Below are 16,561 nucleotides of genomic sequence, written 5' to 3'. Positions count from 1 at the left end.
TCGAACTCGCGCTCGAGTGCTGCGCCCGCCAGCGCGACGCGCCCGTACTCCGCCCGTGCCAGCGCTCTGCCTCGGGCGCGTCGATGCCTTCGAGCATGCTGACGATCGAAAGGGGGCAGGACAGGTGTGCTTGTCCGCCTGCCTGGTTGCCGGCTCGGCGTTATCCCCGAGTGAGACGAGCCGGTCGGGGGGGCCCATCGGTGCGGGCTCGATCTCGTCGCTGGTCGCCAGCGGCAGGACGAGCAGCCGACCGAGCGGCGCCTAAATGACGCCAACCCCTACCTCATCGTCAATGGAGACGGCGCGGGTCAGGATGCTGGCGAGTGTGACGAGTGGAGCGGAGCTCGCCGAGGCACTGACCAAGATGGACGACCGCGGCATGTAACGCAGGCGTGCCGAAGCCGCGGCCCGCCCATCATGGAAGGACATACCCGAGGATGCCCTCGTATGCCCAACAATGTCCGTAGCAGAAACCGTCCGGATGATAGGCCTTCGTGTAGAAGTGATCGCCGGCGCTCGCAGACCAATAGCGATGAAGCGGCACCGTGCCGGCATACTGCTCGGGAAGAATGTATCCGGTTATACCCTCGTACCCATAGCCCAATCCGCCCCCTCCCAACTCACCCCAGTTTGTCGTGTAGAAATGGTCGCCGATGGTCGGATTCCAGTATTGATAAATCGGAACGGTCCCATCTTCGGCATTGCGCAGGATCGTTCCTTCTGACGTCTCGAAGCTGTATCCGAAGAAGGCGGCACCGGAATCGTCTCGACTGGCCGTGTAGAAGTGATCGAGATTCGTTCCGTTCCAGTACCTGCAGAGCGGCGTTAAGCTGATGTCTGGCGTCTGCTCGTCGTCGTATACAGCCGCGCTCGCGACGGCACCGTTCGCAGGGATCCACTCGCTGCATCCTTCTTGCTGGGTGCACACGCGGAAGCGCTTCAAGTTGTCGCGGCTCAGAGAACGGACCATGATGCAGCCCTGGCTAGGCGCCCATTCCGTTTGCACTACTCCGGGCTGGCGCAGGCTCGCCAGCTCGTACCAAGCGCGAACCTTGTTGCCGTCGATCTGGCTGTCGCACCACCAGAAGCGAGTGCTATTGGCACACGCCTTGCCATTTCGCCCGTGCTTGACGCATCGACGCCCCCTCTGGACGCACGCCTCGCTGCAAGCCACCGTTGTCGCCAGGCCGCATGCGAGGGCGCCGGCGACTCCGAAGGGCAGGCAAGCTCGCGCGATAGCGGGCACGGCGCCGACCGCAGCACCGCAGACGTCGGAGCAGCCCAGTCTCACAGCCTCCTGCGATTCGGCTACGGGTTCGCCGCCGACCGACCCCACAACGGCCGACGGAACGCTGTCGTCACCAATGCCCGTTCCGTCCAGGGGAAAGCCGTGGTCGCCCGCGCCTTTGCCGTCGTCCTGAGCGCCGCACGCCGAGACGCTTACAGCCGCCATTAGAATGATCTTCTTCACACGAACCTCCTCGTAGCTTTGTGGCGGACGAGGAGCGCAAACGCAAAAACAAAAACGGATGCCTCATTGTCGAGCTCGCGTCTGACGCCGCGCTGGAAGCCCTCGGCGAGCTCGGCCGAACCGCGACGCTTAGACACCTCGCGCCGCCGAAATCAGGTGTCCGGTCCCGCCGCGCAAGCGCGGCGCAGGCGGCGAGCGCTACCAGGCCGGAATGCCGCTCGGCTGGACAACGTACCTCCCGAGGCGGACACGCCGCGCGCGCTCACCCCGCCGCGACCGCTGCTCGAGGGATCTGCTCGAGGTAGCTGCGCGGCTGGACTACCGGCCGATCGGCGGCCGGCCTCCGGGGCGTTCGCGCCCGACGACGGGCTCTCCATGAGCCTGTCCCTCCTCGAGCCCCGAGCCGGGACAGACGCGCTGGATCGCCTTGGAGCTCCTGAGCACCCCGCACCCGGACGCGTGGTGGTGCTGTCGTCGACACAGCACTACCGCGGCACGCTGGTGATTCCGGCGCCCGCCACGAACGCCACCACCTTGCTCACAGCTCGCTCCCTCGGCGGCTCGCCATCGATCGCTGTCTCGGCATCGAGGAACGTGTAACGCCCGTCCGGCCGGTCCCACGGCAGCGCCGACTCTCGCGCTGGCCGGCTGGACGGCGGCGTCGGTGCCCGCGGCACCTTTCCCGCGAGGACCAGCCGCTTCACCTGCCGCACGACGCGTCCGATCGCAACCGCGATCGAGCGCACGTCGTGGCCCGGCGGCACAGCCGCGCGCCTCGTCGGCCACGGCGAGCAGCGCCCGCGCGCAGCAGGCATCGACGCTACCGGCAGCGGCGACGAGTAGGGCGACGGCGCGATCGCGGACTTCGGCGGGAGTCACGGGTCGCTGTCGTCCGACGCCTTGCAGGAGCCCCCGCAGCAGCTCGAATCGAGATTCTCTGCGGCCCGAACTCCGCCCCGGGGTACCCGGCATCGACGCGGCGAAGGCGGCGGCGATGCTCCGCCCGCACGGGCGGCTCACGAGGCTTCGCCGGACCGCCGGCGGGGTCCCGGGGAACGCTTGCGAGAACCTGCGGGCCCACACGCGGGCTGCGGTGCTGTCGCGGCAGTTCGTGATCCTGCGCGCCGACGCGTCGATCCGGTGGAGCCTCCGGGCGATGCGCCTCGGGGGCGTCGACGCGGACCAGCTGCGCGCGTTGTTCGTGCTGCTGAACCGCATCGACGCCAGCCGGGTGCGCGGCGGACCGAAGCCGCCGGTGCTGGCGGAGGTGTTGGAGCGCGACGACGGGTGGTCATGGGCCAGAAGGGCGAGACGAAGCGTGATCTTATCGAGCGCCTGGCCCACCTGCTACTCGCCGCGAGCGACGAGGTGACCGTGCGTGCGCGTCGAGCGGACGTCCGGGCAGGCGCCCGGCATGCTCCCCGCGCTGCTCCGGCGGCACCTGCTCCCGATCGCGGTGACCCTCCACGTGGACGATCTCGGGAACGACCACCCGCCGGCCGAGGAGAGCGTCGAGCAGATCGAGATGGGCGCCGAGCTCGGCAGGCGCTACCAGGCGCTCCAGCGGACGCTGCTCCAGCAATCAAGCGGGACCGCTTCTCCCAGCTCGCCGGGCCGCTGTTCGGGCAACTGGCGGAGCTCCCGTCGTACCTCGACCGCGCGACCGACGACGTCGGCAATGCCGAGGGCGGCGTCTACCAGGTGCGCTACCCCGAGACGGTCGGCGGGCGCGCCGTTGCCGAGCAGCCGGGGCGCCCCCGCGGGCGAGCTGCTCCCGAATGAGACCTGGCTCGTCGACGTGTTGCGCCGGGCGTTCGTCGAGGGCCGGAACGTCATGGTGTTCTGCTGGCACTTGGAGCTCATGCCGCGGCTCGCGCGCCTGCTGGAGGAGGCGACCGGCCAAAACACGCCGATCCTGTGGGCGAACAAGGTAGCGCCGAAGAAGCGCGGGGCGTGGATCGACAAGGAGATCGTCGGGAGCGCCGGCGGGTGCTCGTGGTGAACCCGGTCGCGGTACGGACGGGCCTGAACAGCCTCGTCCACTTCGCGAGCGTTGTCTGGAACGAGAACCCGGCCTGCAATCCGCTGATCCGTAGGCAGGCGATCGGGCGCGTGCGGCGCATCGGTCAGAAGCTCCAGGCCCGCGCCTACGCGCCGGTCTACAAGGGGACGCTGCAGGAGGTGCTGCATCGGCTGCTCCTGCATAAGGTCGGGGTGAGCGAGGGCGCCGACGGGATCGACGCTACTGCGGCGCTCCAGGCGGCCGGGGTCGGGGCCCGGGGCCACGGATGAGCTGGCCGGACGCGACCGGGGGCGGCTGCTGTACGAGATGCTCATGCGTGGCGAGGAGGAGCAGGCGCAGCCGACAAGCCGTACGCTGAGGCGCTCGGCCATGTCAGGCGAGCTGAGCACGCACCGCTCCGCGTAGCAGCTCGGAGTAGCAGCTCGCGCCGGGGCCGCGTCGCAACAGAAGCTTCTCGCTCCACCGGCGCCACAGGCAGCCAGCCGCGTCGGCGCGGCGCAGTTCAGTCGGACTGAGCTGACCGAACCGCCGAAGGTGATGCCTGCGGCTCCGGTGACGCCTCTAATTCTTGAATCGCTCGGCTGCGCCTATTCCCGCTAGCGGGTCAACTTCCAGGCAATCATCACCATCACGACCGCCATCGCAATTCTTAGATTCATCCAACCAAACTCTTTGAAGGTGCCCACGGTTGACATGTGAGCGGCATGCGTCATCATCATGTTTGACTGACATGACGACGGTTCATTTTGATCTCTCTTGCAGAGGTTCATTTGAATCCCCTTCAGGTGTGAACAGACGTCGACTGGAGAAAGCCGTGTCGGTCACCTGAACGCGCACGCGCGCCGCCCAGCCCGGTTGATCGCGGAAAGTTGGGCGGGCGTGTGCCGTTCGGTTTTGCCTTTCCGCAGGCTGTATTGCGCTGGCAGCGCCAGCGTCAATGCCGCCTACCGGGCTATCGCCGCTACCTACGCTTCACGCCCAAGAGCGCTAGTCGTCGGGCTGACGACCGCGACGCGTCCGCATTGCCGCAACCGACTGACTGCTTGCTGCAGGCGACCGATACGTAAGACGTAAGCGCCCGACCAACGCCATCGTGACCGCCCGTGCGGCGCCGGTTAGCTGTTCCCATCGCGACGAAGGAGGAAGCGATGGCGACGAGAGTGGAGTGGGCCGAGCGGGTGCGCCGAGCGGGTGCAGCGATGGGAGCGGAGCGGACTGAGCGCCGAGCAGTTCGCACGGCGCGAGGGGTACAAGGCCAAGCAGCTGTACTGGTGGCGCTGGAAGCTGCGGGCTGAAGTGGCCTCCCAGCCGTCGCCTCCGTCGGTGGAGGCGCCGCGCTTTCTGCCGGTGCACGTGGTGGCCGACACATCGCCGGCGGCGGCAGAGCCGATCGAGATCGCGCTGCCCAACGGCCGGGTGGTCCGTGTTCGGCCGGGCTTCGACCCGGCCACGCTCGAGCGAGTGCTGGCGCTCGCTGCCGAGGAGGTGCCGTGCTGACGCTGCCGCCGTCGGTGCGCGTGTACGTCGCGGCCGAGCCGACCGACCTGCGGAAGAGCTTCGATGGCCTTTCGGCGCTGGTCGCGCAGTGCTTCGGAGCCGATCCGCTCTGCGGGCATCTGTTCGTGTTCAGGAATCGGCGAGGCGACCAGATCCGGATTTTGTTCTGGGATCGCACTGGGTACATGCTTGTGGCGAAGAAGCTGGCGTGCGGAAGGTTCCACTTGGCGCGCGACGTGCCGCAAGGGGCGACGCACGTCGAGGTCGAGTCCGCGGAGCTGTCGCTGATGCTCGAAGGGCTGGACCTGTCGACCGCGACACGGCGCAAGCGCTGGCGCCCGACGAGGGCCGAGACGGAGAAAACTCCGTCTGAAAACGGAACGCCTTGTTTGTCCGGCGCGCCGTGGATACATGGCGCGCCCGATGACCGAGCCGCCCGCACCGCCCGCCAAGCTACCCGTCGACATTGAGGATGTCCGGCGCAAGCTCGAGCAGCTGGCAGCCGAGGGGCGCATCGCGGACCTCATCGAGCTGGTCGTCCAGCTGCTCGTCGGGCAGCGAGACACCAACACCGCGCTGAGCGTCCGGCTGGCCAACGCGCTTCGTGAGCTGTACGGCCGCAAGAGCCAGAAGGTCAGCTCCGAGCAGCTGTCGCTCATGCTCGCGGCGCTCGGCGACGCGGAGCAGAAGGGCGGCGAGCCCGCGCCCGCTCCCTCGAACGAGGCGGCAGCGACAGAGCCGGGCGACGGCCCCGTACCGCAGCCGCCTGATCCTCCGAAGCCTCCGCGCGGCCGCGGTGGCCGCGCGCCGCTGCCCAAGGACCTGCCGCGCGAGGAGCGCGTCATCCAGGTCCCTGAGGCCGAGCGCGCCTGCGAGCAGTGCGGGGAGACGAAACAGTGCATCGGCTATCGCACCAGCGAGGTCCTCGAGTTCGTGCCGGCCCAGTTCCGGATCATCGAGGAGAAGCGCGAGAAGCTGGCCTGCCCCGCCTGCCCCGAGGAGGGCGTCGTCACCGCGGCGAGCGAGAAGGTCATGGATCGGGGCCGACCGGGACCGGGCCTGCTCGCGCACATCCTCGTGCACAAGTACCACGATTCGACGCCGCTCTACCGGCAAACGCAGCAGTACGAGCGCAGCGGCGTGTCGCTGTCGCCCTCGACCCTCGGCGACTGGGCGGCGTTCGGGGTCGACGTGCTCACCCCGGTCGCCGACCGCATCTTCGAGCGGGTGGTCGAGGCGTTCTACCTGCATGTGGACGACACGGGCCTGCGCGTGCTCGATCGCGATCATCCCAACGGGGTCAAGCGCGGGCATGTCTGGTCGTTCGCGGCCCAGGTCGATGATGGCACCAAGCTGGTTGCGTTTCGTTATGCCCCGGACTGGAGCTCGAAGCGGCCGGCCGTGATGCTCGCCGGCTTCTGCGGGTACATGCAGGGCGACGGCTACGCCGGCTATGACGCGATGGAGGACGAGGACGGCGCCCCCGTGGTGCCTGACGAGCGCCGTCTCGGCTGCGGCATGCACATCCGCGCCAAGTTCGAGAAGGCGGCGAAGAGCGGCGATGCGCGCGCCGCCATCGCGCTGTCGTACTTCAAGACGATCTACCGGGTGGAGGCCGCCTGCAAGGCCGAAGGACTGGGGCCCGATGCGCGCAAAGAGCGACGCGACGAGCAGTCGCTCGGTGCGGTCGATGAGCTGTATCGGTGGATTCGCGAGCTGCACCCGCGGCTCGTACCGAAGACACCGCTCTACGAAGCGACCCGCTACGCGCTCGGTCAAGAGGCGGCGTGGCGGCGCTGCTTCACCGACGGTCGATTCGAGATCGACAACGGTGAGGCCGAGCGAAGCCTGCGGCGTATCTCGATCGGCCGGAAGAACTACCTGTTTGCCGGCTCGGACAAGGGAGCAGAGCGCCTCGCCCGTGCGTATACCGTCTTCGGCTCCTGCCAGCTGAACGGCATCGACCCGCTGGCGTGGGCCACGGACGTCATCGGCAAGCTGCAAGCCGGCTGGCCGCTGTCGCGCCTGGACGAGCTGCTGCCCGACGCCTGGGGCAAGTCGCCGGCGACCGACGCGTGAGCCGAGGCCCCCCCGGGGGGGGCGGCGGCTGATCGAACAGATCGCGGGGAGCGCGAGAGCCGCCGCCTGGTGCGCTGCGGCGGCGCGGTCGCGTATGGCCGCGGACGGCCGCGGCTGCGCCGGGCGCCGCTCCGCGCGGGCCTCGCCGCCTGCGAACGCGCGCGCACGGCTCGCAGCGGCGAAACGGCGGAGCGTGCTCGCGGGAGCGCGACGGCACAAGATGGCGCCTGTCGGGCGGTTACGACCGATACGCCATCACGGGGCGCGCCACACATCCGGCGAGCGCGCTGAGCCTCCGGCGAGCGCGCTGAGCCCGAGAAGACGGTGCCGTGGAAGACGGTGCCGTGGTCGAACGCCGGCTCGGCCATGACGGATCGACGCTCCCGCGGAACGCGCTGCGCAAGGTGCCTTTGCCGTAAGCGCCCAGTCATCGCCATGGGCGCGAGCCCTTGCGGCTCCCGCCGGGTCGACGATGCTGGACGCGGGGCGGCGCCGGCCCGCGCCCGAGTGGCACGGGAGGAGGGCCCGGCGAGGGCGTCTTCGCCTGCGTTGGAGACCGAGGGCCGGGCCGTTCAGGGCGCGTCGTCGTCGGCGGTCGGAGCGGCGCTCGACGATCGCACCCAGGCGGCGGGCAGCAAGCAGCGCGTCCAGCTGGTCGCGCGGCCAGCCCGCCGGACCGCCGTCCCGCGGAGCGGAGTGCCACGTCTCGCCGCCATCTCGGTCGAGGTGCTACACTCTTCCACGATGAAACGTTGTTATTTTTGTGACTGTAAGCTGAGCCGCCGACGTGGCGGCAACGTGGCCATGGAGCATGTGATTCCGGATTGGCTGCAGTCTCACCTTGGATTTAAAAATTACCCAGTTCGTCCAAAGCGAATCGGATTTGACGAGGAGTTTGTGTACGTGTTGCAGTCGCCCACAAGAGAGGAGTTTGCCGACAAAGAAAGACCTCTTTCGATTCTGTTGCAGGAAGACGTGTGTGGTTCATGTAACAACGGGTGGATGAGCGATCTTGAGCGGGCTGTTGCTCCTCATTTAGTTGCTCTGGTTGATGCCACTCGGGACGTCGCCGATCTGGACTCAGAAGCGGCCATGATCGTTGCTCGATGGGCCCTTAAGACAGCTCTCGCTTTGGACTCGGCGGACCCGTTTGTTCGTTACTTGCCGAAGGAACACGCGCGTTCGGTAAGGGTGCACGCGAACAGGTTGCCCGAAGGTGTCGCCGTGTTCGGAACAAATCGCGATATCGAGCGGCACTTGTTGTTGATGGTGACCAAGGACTGGCCGGACTGTCGATGCAACACAGAGGCAGTTGATCTGGAAGTGGTAAAGGGTTTGGTCCGGAGTTCGTATAAGGCGCTGCTTGGCCTTGGCCATTTGCTACTTCTTGTCGTGTACTGGCCACCGCGCCAGGGCTGGCGCTTCGTTGCGAAAGACATGCACCACTTGATTTGGGCAAACGCGGACGTAGCGACCGAGCACGATCCGGAGCTACCGCCCCCGCTGGCCTTCACGTTGGTCGGCCCGGTGTTCGAAGAAACTCTTGGAGTCGCGCACGCAACGGCTGGACCCTGAAGTCAAGCTGGTGGAACTCGTGCCCCAAGTGCAACGCGACAGCTGCCTGGCGCTGTTGCGCTGCTTGTGCGCTTCTGCTCCAACCGCGGCCCCAGGTCGCGCTCGGTATCCTCCAGATCGAGCTCGGGCACCGGGCGCAAAGTTCAAACGTGGGTGCTAGGCTACTTTTAGCACTGGAAATGTTGCAAATCCCGCTCGGGTTTCGAACCCGCGTATGTCGCCGGTCTGACGAGCCGGCGCAACCCAGCCTCCGTCTCGATCTGCCGTCGCTGTGTGTCACGGCTCCGCCGCGATCCAGGGACGCGCAGTTCCGGCGGCGGCTTTACCTGACGGCCGGTGAGCGGGCGTGAGCCGCACCGTGGTGGAGACGCGGCCCGTGTCGGGCACGGCTACTCGTCGGGGGGCAGCTCGACGATGGCGCGTCCGGCCAGCTTCAGCAGGTACACGCCGATGGCGCGTCGGTCGATGGGGCGGCCCTCGGCGCGCGCGGTGCGGACGAGGCGGGCCACTTCGAGGGCGGTGGGGATGCTGCGGGCGAGGAGCAGAATGAGCAGGCTGGTGGTCATGCTCGCCGTCTTGGGCGAGGGCGCGGTGAACATGGCGCAGGTGCACGGGGGCGCCCACGTCGCGGCGGGGCGACGGCTCCGCGGCCCACGGACACCGATCCGGCCGCCGGCGGGGATCGCCGTGATTCGCGAGGTCCTGAGCGGTGCTTGCGAGAAGTCGGCGGGCACCAGCTCACCTGGAGCATCACGGATAGCGCCGTGCGCGTGGGCCTACGGGGCGGTGGCGGCGGCGCACGGGGGAACGGCATCGCGCGCGGCGTCGTTGACGGCGAAGGGCCGTCCCTACCGCGACCCGGAATCGCGGCGGGCCTCGCCGTCACCTACCAGGTCGTCGCCCGGTTCCCGAAGGACGCCGCCGGCGTTGGCACGCTGGCCATCCACCTAGCGCCAGTTGCGCACCGATCTCGTCTTCGTCGCCGTGCTGCCCGCGGCTTGGTGTGGGCTCGCGTTGCCCGGCGCGGTCGATCTAGCCGGCAGGTGGCCCTTGCGACGCCGGCATCCTTCGGAGATCGTTCGCATGTTAGCCACCTCTTGCGGGGTTGGTCCACCCTCAGCTACATTATCCGTTACGATGCACGACTCGCTGAGGCGATACCACCGGCCGGAGGACCTGAGCGCGACCACGCGGGGTGCGCAGCTGCTCAGCATAAGCGTTAGTTCGCTTCGGCTCTGGGGCGGATTGGGAAAGGTCGCCGCGAGGCGATATCCAGACAACTCGTGCCCGATGTACCCAAGCAATAACGTGCTCGTCCCGGCAAAGCGGATTTTAGACGGCGAGGGGGCAGCTTGACCCTGGCAGATGAGTACGCGCGGAAGCTGGCGCTCCTCAGCGGTGACCCGTTCGAGGCCGAGGTCGTTACCGCTCTCCAGCAGACGTTCACGGGTAACGGCTTCCAGCGCGTGCCTGACAAGCCCAACGGCGACGGTGGTCTCGACGGGCTCTCCCACGGCCGTACTCGAGCATACTGTTGCTACGGACTGGAACTGCAACCCGGTCCTGGAACGCTCTCGGCAGCGCTCCGCAAGAAGATCGCAGAGAAGTTCAAGTCGGATCTCCGACGCTTGCTGGAAATTGATTTTAATTCGCCGAAGCTGGTGGAGAAAGTAAACGATGCCCTAGTTACAGTGCTTGGAGATCCTCCCTCGACAAGGATTGAAGCAATCATACTTATCACCAACATCTTCGAAGACAAGCGTCTCCTGGGCGACCTTGGGACGGCGTTCGAAAAGTACAAGAAGGCAAGTAGGAAGCGATTTGTTCATCCCAAATGCGAGCTGGTGCTCTGGGGACCTACCGACCTTGCAAACAACACGTCTGTCAGCGAACAGTTCCTCCTCCGGGTAGAACACCCAGGTTTCTTCGTAGCTTTGAAATCCGCCGACCAGCAAGCGAAGATGCACGAACCACCTAACCAGGACCGTTTTAACAAGAAGTTCGACGATCTCCTGGCGCTGGTTCCCGGCGAGATAGAGGCTATCGAGGCGCTTCGGACGACGTTCAAGCAGGGCTGGAGCAAGAGCATCCTACTCAACCAGCAGTTAGCCGCGAGCCTTCCGAACCTGCATGAGGAGTTCGAGAGGACTCGTAGGACGGCAGCCATCGATGCTCGCCTCGCGTCGAGCAAGCAGGGGGTCGATCCTTTCGAGCTAATGGAGAACGCTCGCGAGAGACTTCGACAGCGGATGGACACACTTGTTAACGGCGGATTGCCGTCTTCGACGACAGATGAACTCGTTGACGCGGAGACGGGGAGTAACCGCCCGACAGGCGCCATCTTGTGCCGTCGCGCTCCCGCGAGCACGCTCCGCCGTTTCGCCGCTGCGAGCCGTGCGCGCGCGTTCGCAGGCGGCGAGGCCCGCGCGGAGCGGCGCCCGGCGCAGCCGCGGCCGTCCGCGGCCATACGCGACCGCGCCGCCGCAGCGCACCAGGCGGCGGCTCTCGCGCTCCCCGCGATCTGTTCGATCAGCCGCCGCCCCCCCCGGGGGGGCCTCGGCTCACGCGTCGGTCGCCGGCGACTTGCCCCAGGCGTCGGGCAGCAGCTCGTCCAGGCGCGACAGCGGCCAGCCGGCTTGCAGCTTGCCGATGACGTCCGTGGCCCACGCCAGCGGGTCGATGCCGTTCAGCTGGCAGGAGCCGAAGACGGTATACGCACGGGCGAGGCGCTCTGCTCCCTTGTCCGAGCCGGCAAACAGGTAGTTCTTCCGGCCGATCGAGATACGCCGCAGGCTTCGCTCGGCCTCACCGTTGTCGATCTCGAATCGACCGTCGGTGAAGCAGCGCCGCCACGCCGCCTCTTGACCGAGCGCGTAGCGGGTCGCTTCGTAGAGCGGTGTCTTCGGTACGAGCCGCGGGTGCAGCTCGCGAATCCACCGATACAGCTCATCGACCGCACCGAGCGACTGCTCGTCGCGTCGCTCTTTGCGCGCATCGGGCCCCAGTCCTTCGGCCTTGCAGGCGGCCTCCACCCGGTAGATCGTCTTGAAGTACGACAGCGCGATGGCGGCGCGCGCATCGCCGCTCTTCGCCGCCTTCTCGAACTTGGCGCGGATGTGCATGCCGCAGCCGAGACGGCGCTCGTCAGGCACCACGGGGGCGCCGTCCTCGTCCTCCATCGCGTCATAGCCGGCGTAGCCGTCGCCCTGCATGTACCCGCAGAAGCCGGCGAGCATCACGGCCGGCCGCTTCGAGCTCCAGTCCGGGGCATAACGAAACGCAACCAGCTTGGTGCCATCATCGACCTGGGCCGCGAACGACCAGACATGCCCGCGCTTGACCCCGTTGGGATGATCGCGATCGAGCACGCGCAGGCCCGTGTCGTCCACATGCAGGTAGAACGCCTCGACCACCCGCTCGAAGATGCGGTCGGCGACCGGGGTGAGCACGTCGACCCCGAACGCCGCCCAGTCGCCGAGGGTCGAGGGCGACAGCGACACGCCGCTGCGCTCGTACTGCTGCGTTTGCCGGTAGAGCGGCGTCGAATCGTGGTACTTGTGCACGAGGATGTGCGCGAGCAGGCCCGGTCCCGGTCGGCCCCGATCCATGACCTTCTCGCTCGCCGCGGTGACGACGCCCTCCTCGGGGCAGGCGGGGCAGGCCAGCTTCTCGCGCTTCTCCTCGATGATCCGGAACTGGGCCGGCACGAACTCGAGGACCTCGCTGGTGCGATAGCCGATGCACTGTTTCGTCTCCCCGCACTGCTCGCAGGCGCGCTCGGCCTCAGGGACCTGGATGACGCGCTCCTCGCGCGGCAGGTCCTTGGGCAGCGGCGCGCGGCCACCGCGGCCGCGCGGAGGCTTCGGAGGATCAGGCGGCTGCGGTACGGGGCCGTCGCCCGGCTCTGTCGCTGCCGCCTCGTTCGAGGGAGCGGGCGCGGGCTCGCCGCCCTTCTGCTCCGCGTCGCCGAGCGCCGCGAGCATGAGCGACAGCTGCTCGGAGCTGACCTTCTGGCTCTTGCGGCCGTACAGCTCACGAAGCGCGTTGGCCAGCCGGACGCTCAGCGCGGTGTTGGTGTCTCGCTGCCCGACGAGCAGCTGGACGACCAGCTCGATGAGGTCCGCGATGCGCCCCTCGGCTGCCAGCTGCTCGAGCTTGCGCCGGACATCCTCAATGTCGACGGGTAGCTTGGCGGGCGGTGCGGGCGGCTCGGTCATCGGGCGCGCCATGTATCCACGGCGCGCCGGACAAACAAGGCGTTCCGTTTTCAGACGGAGTTTTCTCCGTCTCGGCCCTCGTCGGGCGCCAGCGCTTGCGCCGTGTCGCGGTCGACAGGTCCAGCCCTTCGAGCATCAGCGACAGCTCCGCGGACTCGACCTCGACGTGCGTCGCCCCTTGCGGCACGTCGCGCGCCAAGTGGAACCTTCCGCACGCCAGCTTCTTCGCCACAAGCATGTACCCAGTGCGATCCCAGAACAAAATCCGGATCTGGTCGCCTCGCCGATTCCTGAACACGAACAGATGCCCGCAGAGCGGATCGGCTCCGAAGCACTGCGCGACCAGCGCCGAAAGGCCATCGAAGCTCTTCCGCAGGTCGGTCGGCTCGGCCGCGACGTACACGCGCACCGACGGCGGCAGCGTCAGCACGGCACCTCCTCGGCAGCGAGCGCCAGCACTCGCTCGAGCGTGGCCGGGTCGAAGCCCGGCCGAACACGGACCACCCGGCCGTTGGGCAGCGCGATCTCGATCGGCTCTGCCGCCGCCGGCGATGTGTCGGTCACCACGTGCACCGGCAGAAAGCGCGGCGCCTCCACCGACGGAGGCGACGGCTGGGAGGCCACTTCAGCCCGCAGCTTCCAGCGCCACCAGTACAGCTGCTTGGCCTTGTACCCCTCGCGCCGTGCGAACTGCTCGGCGCTCAGTCCGCTCCGCTCCCATCGCTGCACCCGCTCGGCCCACTCCACTCTCGTCGCCATCGCTTCCTCCTTCGTCGCGATGGGAACAGCTAACCGGCGCCGCACGGGCGGTCACGATGGCGTTGGTCGGGCGCTTACACATGCCGACGCTTCGAGGGAGATGGCTCCGTTCATTCGGATCTGCGAGTGATCGGGCACGCCTAATCGTCGCCTATCTCCTCTCGCTCGCCGCGGTCGGACGCCATCATCTTGGGTTCGTCGCACTTGACGAGCCACTTCAGCAGAATCCGGACCAGCACCATCGGCAGCTTTTCTTGGACTTCCTGTTGACCAAGGGTGCTTCGCTTGAGCGTCAGGCTCTAATCTTCACTAACCTGCGCGATGAGGAGGTTGCCACTCTTCGAGAAGCAGGTGTCTCGGCGCAGTCGGTCAAGGGCAAATTCTTACGACTCGTAAAGCGGCAAGATCCCGAAGGTCGCTCGCCGTCTGTGCCACCGGGTAACCCACCGGGGGAACCCCCTCCATCTGGTGCTCTGCGGAGAACACACTGGGAAGAGATCGAGAACGATCCCTTTGACTCAGTGGATGGCGAGTCGATTGGGTGATCGCGTGCCCAAGCGCACACGGCGCGTTGGTTGTTCAGGTCGCGTCGGCGTTGCCGACGGTCGGAGCAGTGCGCGACGATGTCGCCCGGGCGTCGGGCAGCAACTCGTCCAGCCGTTCGCGCGGCCAACCCCCCTGCATCTTACCGCCCCGTCGCAGGGAGGCGATAGTGTCTACTCGCTGCCGGCGAAGTGGACCAGCGGATCTGCGACGGAAAGCTGCCCCTCTTCCGGTAGCGCACAGCTGGCGCCACTCTCCTCTGTGCGGGAGCACGGCGACCAGGAAGCAGGCAGCCGCTTTCCTGGCACAGCCGAAGCACATGGGAGAAAGGCCGTCCCGACGCGGCGGGCTACGGTCGGCGCGAGCCTGATCGCCCCGCCGGTCCTGGCAGGCCGAGCAGCCGACCGATCGCCTCGTGGACGATACGAGCCGCCTCCTCATCGCCGAGGGCGACGGCACGGCTCAGGGTGCCGGTGAGCGAGGCGACCACGACGGCCCGGGGCGACGGCTCGGCAGGCGCGAGCTCCCGGGCGCTGAGGCCCGGCGGTTGGGTCCAGGTTGGGATCGCGCGCTCCGAGCGGGTGCGATCCGGGTGCTGGCCTTCCAGAAACCTCGGCGAATGTGACGGATCGCGACGGTTCGCCCCCACGGAATCGTTCCGTGAGGACCCGGTGCTCGCGCCTCGCTTGCTCGCGACGCTCTTCCACGTCGAGGTGCCGGCGCACGCCTCCGCCGCGGTGGTCGAGTCGTCGCTCGACCAGCTCATGCCCGTGGAGTTCCGCGCTGACCTGGTGCTCGAGCTTCGAGACGCGAGCGGCGTGCTCGTGCTGGCGATCGTCATCGAGGTCCAGCGCGACATGGATCCGAACAAGAAGTTCTCGTGGCCGACGTATGTCACGGTCGTGCGCGCCAAGAAGCGCTGCCGCACGGTCGTGCTCGTGGTCGCGCCGGACGCCGGCGTCGCTGCCTGGGCGGCGGAGAGCATCGACCTCGGCCTGGGGCTCGGCCACGTCGAGCCGCTGGTGCTCGGCCCGGCCGTCATCCCCGAGATCACCGATCCTGCCGACGCGGAGGCGGAGACGGAGCTCGCCGTGCTCTCGGCGGTGGCGCACGGCAACGGGCCGAACGGGCTCGCCGTGGTCCAGGCGGCGCTCGTTGCCCTTGGCTGGCTCGACCAGGAGCACGCGATGGTCTACTTTCAGCTCATCTGGAACGCGTTGCGTGAGCCGATGCGGCAGGCTCTGGAGGCGTTGGTCATGGAACGGCAGATCGAAGGCGAGGCGACGTTTCCCCCGTTCGTGCAGAGGCTCATCGATCGCGGCAAGCTCGAGGGCATCCGTGAGGGCAAGCTCGAGGGCATCCGTGAGGGCAAGCTCGAGGGCATCCGTGAGGGCGAGCTCAAGGGCGTCCGTGAGGGCGAGCTCAAGGGCAAGAGGGATACCCTGTTGCGGCTGCTCGCGCGTGCAGGGGTGGTGCTCAGCGAGAACGAGAGCGCGCGCATCCAGGGATGCACGGACATCGCGACCCTCGACCGCTGGATCGATAACGTCCTTGGGGCGAAGACCGCCGCCGAAGTGCTCTCCTGACCGTCGGCGGATGCGGCCCGACAGGACGATGAATCAGACGGACTTCGCCCGCTGATTATCGCCAGGCGTTGGGCGGACGAGAACGAAGGTGGACATGGACCGATGCCGCTCAGAGGAGCAGCCTAGGATTCACGTCACGACGGACGCGCTTCGGCTGATGCCCGTTGTGGAGCTTGAGCCCGGCCGCTTCGGCTCGGCGCCCCATCCGAGCTCGGGGCCGTGGACCGCAACAGAAAGCGATCGCTACTGGCGGGCGTGCCTTCGTGCGGGCGGTCTGGTCGGTGTCGACCCCATCGTGCCCGGCTCGTGGTTCGTTGCGATCGATGCGCTGACGTCCCAGGACGCGCTGATCACGGTCCTCCGTGTACACCTCGGCGACAGCGTTCCAGCTGATGACGAGGTTGGCGCCCTCAGCGGTGGCCTCGCGCTCGTCGACGACGGCGAGGTTCTCTTGTTACCGACCTGTTGTGGTGATCTGAGCGATCTCGAAAATTGGCGGACAGCCGCCCATCGGTCGGCCGAGTCCCCCGAGATGCTCTGGATCGGTCACCCATGGTTAATGGCCTGGCATGATGCCCCGATGCTTCACCTCCGGGAAGAACCCGAAGGCGGCATGCCCGCTCAACCAAGAGAGCTCGTGGTTGAGCCAGAGATTTTGCAGCGCGCGGTGCGCCTCGCCGTGCAGGATCTCGACGTCTTCTCCGAGCGCGTCGCGTCAGCGCTGCGGCACATCCCTGGCGTCACCGACGCGCGGGCCACTGCCAAGATCCTTGTTGGTAGGAGAGCGTCTTGATGAAGCGTCAGAAAGCGC

15 protein-coding genes are annotated in these 16,561 nt (G+C 67.5%); 9 read left to right on the top strand and 6 right to left on the bottom strand.

From position 1 onward, the window contains the following. Positions 1–415 precede the first annotated feature (415 nt). The gene (locus WMF20_RS29440) at positions 416–1,471 is read right to left on the bottom strand and encodes a hypothetical protein (RefSeq protein WP_437605235.1); all 1,056 of its coding nucleotides are present in this window, start codon (positions 1,469–1,471) and stop codon (positions 416–418) included. A gap of 994 nt (positions 1,472–2,465) precedes the next feature. On the opposite strand from WMF20_RS29440, the gene WMF20_RS29435 reads away from it, so the two are divergent. The 3 genes from WMF20_RS29435 to WMF20_RS29425 are packed head-to-tail and all read left to right on the top strand — an operon-like array spanning position 2,466 to position 3,763. After that, positions 2,466–2,843, top strand: a complete 378-nt coding sequence (locus tag WMF20_RS29435) for a hypothetical protein (protein WP_437605234.1) — start codon at positions 2,466–2,468, stop codon at positions 2,841–2,843. A 6-nt stretch (positions 2,844–2,849) separates the two neighbouring features. Continuing rightward, positions 2,850–3,473, top strand: coding sequence for a hypothetical protein (locus WMF20_RS29430; protein ID WP_437605233.1), 624 nt, complete (start codon positions 2,850–2,852; stop codon positions 3,471–3,473). Beyond that, entirely contained in the window at positions 3,425–3,763 is a 339-nt protein-coding gene (locus tag WMF20_RS29425; protein WP_437605232.1) for a hypothetical protein, read from the top strand. The genes WMF20_RS29430 and WMF20_RS29425 overlap by 49 nt, the downstream gene beginning before the upstream one ends. A 327-nt stretch (positions 3,764–4,090) precedes the next feature. Here WMF20_RS29425 and WMF20_RS29420 read toward each other — a convergent pair whose 3' ends face one another. Next, positions 4,091–4,264, bottom strand: a complete 174-nt coding sequence (locus WMF20_RS29420; protein ID WP_437605231.1) for a hypothetical protein — start codon at positions 4,262–4,264, stop codon at positions 4,091–4,093. A 421-nt stretch (positions 4,265–4,685) separates the two neighbouring features. Between WMF20_RS29420 and tnpA (WMF20_RS29415) the strand changes: the two genes are divergently transcribed. The 4 genes from tnpA (WMF20_RS29415) (at position 4,686) to WMF20_RS29400 (ending at position 8,645) form a co-directional block, all read left to right on the top strand. Further along, complete coding sequence (gene tnpA / locus WMF20_RS29415; RefSeq protein ID WP_437605230.1) at positions 4,686–4,991, top strand: IS66 family insertion sequence element accessory protein TnpA; 306 nt, start codon at positions 4,686–4,688, stop codon at positions 4,989–4,991. Beyond that, on the top strand, positions 4,985–5,461 hold the full coding sequence (gene tnpB, locus WMF20_RS29410; protein WP_437605159.1) for an IS66 family insertion sequence element accessory protein TnpB: 477 nt from the start codon (positions 4,985–4,987) through the stop codon (positions 5,459–5,461). Before tnpA (WMF20_RS29415) ends, tnpB (WMF20_RS29410) begins: the two co-directional genes overlap by 7 nt. Then, entirely contained in the window at positions 5,403–7,070 is a 1,668-nt protein-coding gene (gene tnpC / locus WMF20_RS29405; protein ID WP_437605160.1) for an IS66 family transposase, read from the top strand. The genes tnpB (WMF20_RS29410) and tnpC (WMF20_RS29405) overlap by 59 nt, the downstream gene beginning before the upstream one ends. 744 nt (positions 7,071–7,814) lie before the next feature. Beyond that, entirely contained in the window at positions 7,815–8,645 is an 831-nt protein-coding gene (locus tag WMF20_RS29400; protein WP_437605229.1) for a hypothetical protein, read from the top strand. A 389-nt stretch (positions 8,646–9,034) separates the two neighbouring features. Here the strand turns inward: WMF20_RS29400 and WMF20_RS29395 are convergent, their stop codons facing one another. From WMF20_RS29395 to tnpA (WMF20_RS29380), 4 genes are all read right to left on the bottom strand, one after another. Continuing rightward, on the bottom strand, positions 9,035–9,211 hold the full coding sequence (locus WMF20_RS29395; protein WP_437605228.1) for a hypothetical protein: 177 nt from the start codon (positions 9,209–9,211) through the stop codon (positions 9,035–9,037). 1,995 nt (positions 9,212–11,206) lie between these two features. Then, positions 11,207–12,874: an IS66 family transposase gene (gene tnpC / locus WMF20_RS29390; protein ID WP_437605160.1), complete on the bottom strand. Its 1,668-nt coding sequence runs from the start codon at positions 12,872–12,874 to the stop codon at positions 11,207–11,209. Continuing rightward, positions 12,816–13,292: an IS66 family insertion sequence element accessory protein TnpB gene (gene tnpB / locus WMF20_RS29385; RefSeq protein ID WP_437605159.1), complete on the bottom strand. Its 477-nt coding sequence runs from the start codon at positions 13,290–13,292 to the stop codon at positions 12,816–12,818. Before tnpB (WMF20_RS29385) ends, tnpC (WMF20_RS29390) begins: the two co-directional genes overlap by 59 nt. Then, positions 13,286–13,621 (bottom strand): IS66 family insertion sequence element accessory protein TnpA, encoded by a 336-nt coding sequence (gene tnpA, locus WMF20_RS29380; RefSeq protein ID WP_437605158.1) that lies wholly within the window; start codon positions 13,619–13,621, stop codon positions 13,286–13,288. Before tnpA (WMF20_RS29380) ends, tnpB (WMF20_RS29385) begins: the two co-directional genes overlap by 7 nt. 1,214 nt (positions 13,622–14,835) lie before the next feature. On the opposite strand from tnpA (WMF20_RS29380), the gene WMF20_RS29375 reads away from it, so the two are divergent. Together WMF20_RS29375 and WMF20_RS29370 are read left to right on the top strand one after the other, a co-directional pair. Further along, entirely contained in the window at positions 14,836–15,750 is a 915-nt protein-coding gene (locus WMF20_RS29375; protein WP_437605227.1) for a hypothetical protein, read from the top strand. 88 nt (positions 15,751–15,838) lie between these two features. Beyond that, the gene (locus WMF20_RS29370) at positions 15,839–16,543 is read left to right on the top strand and encodes a hypothetical protein (protein WP_437605226.1); all 705 of its coding nucleotides are present in this window, start codon (positions 15,839–15,841) and stop codon (positions 16,541–16,543) included. Positions 16,544–16,561 lie beyond the last annotated feature (18 nt).

The sequence above is a fragment of the Sorangium sp. So ce834 genome, from assembly GCF_051521425.1.
Classification (GTDB): Bacteria; Myxococcota_A; Polyangia; order Polyangiales; family Polyangiaceae; genus Sorangium; species Sorangium cellulosum_D.
The sequence above is the reverse complement of the archived record's forward strand: the minus strand, read 5'-3'. Positions and strand labels throughout refer to the sequence as shown.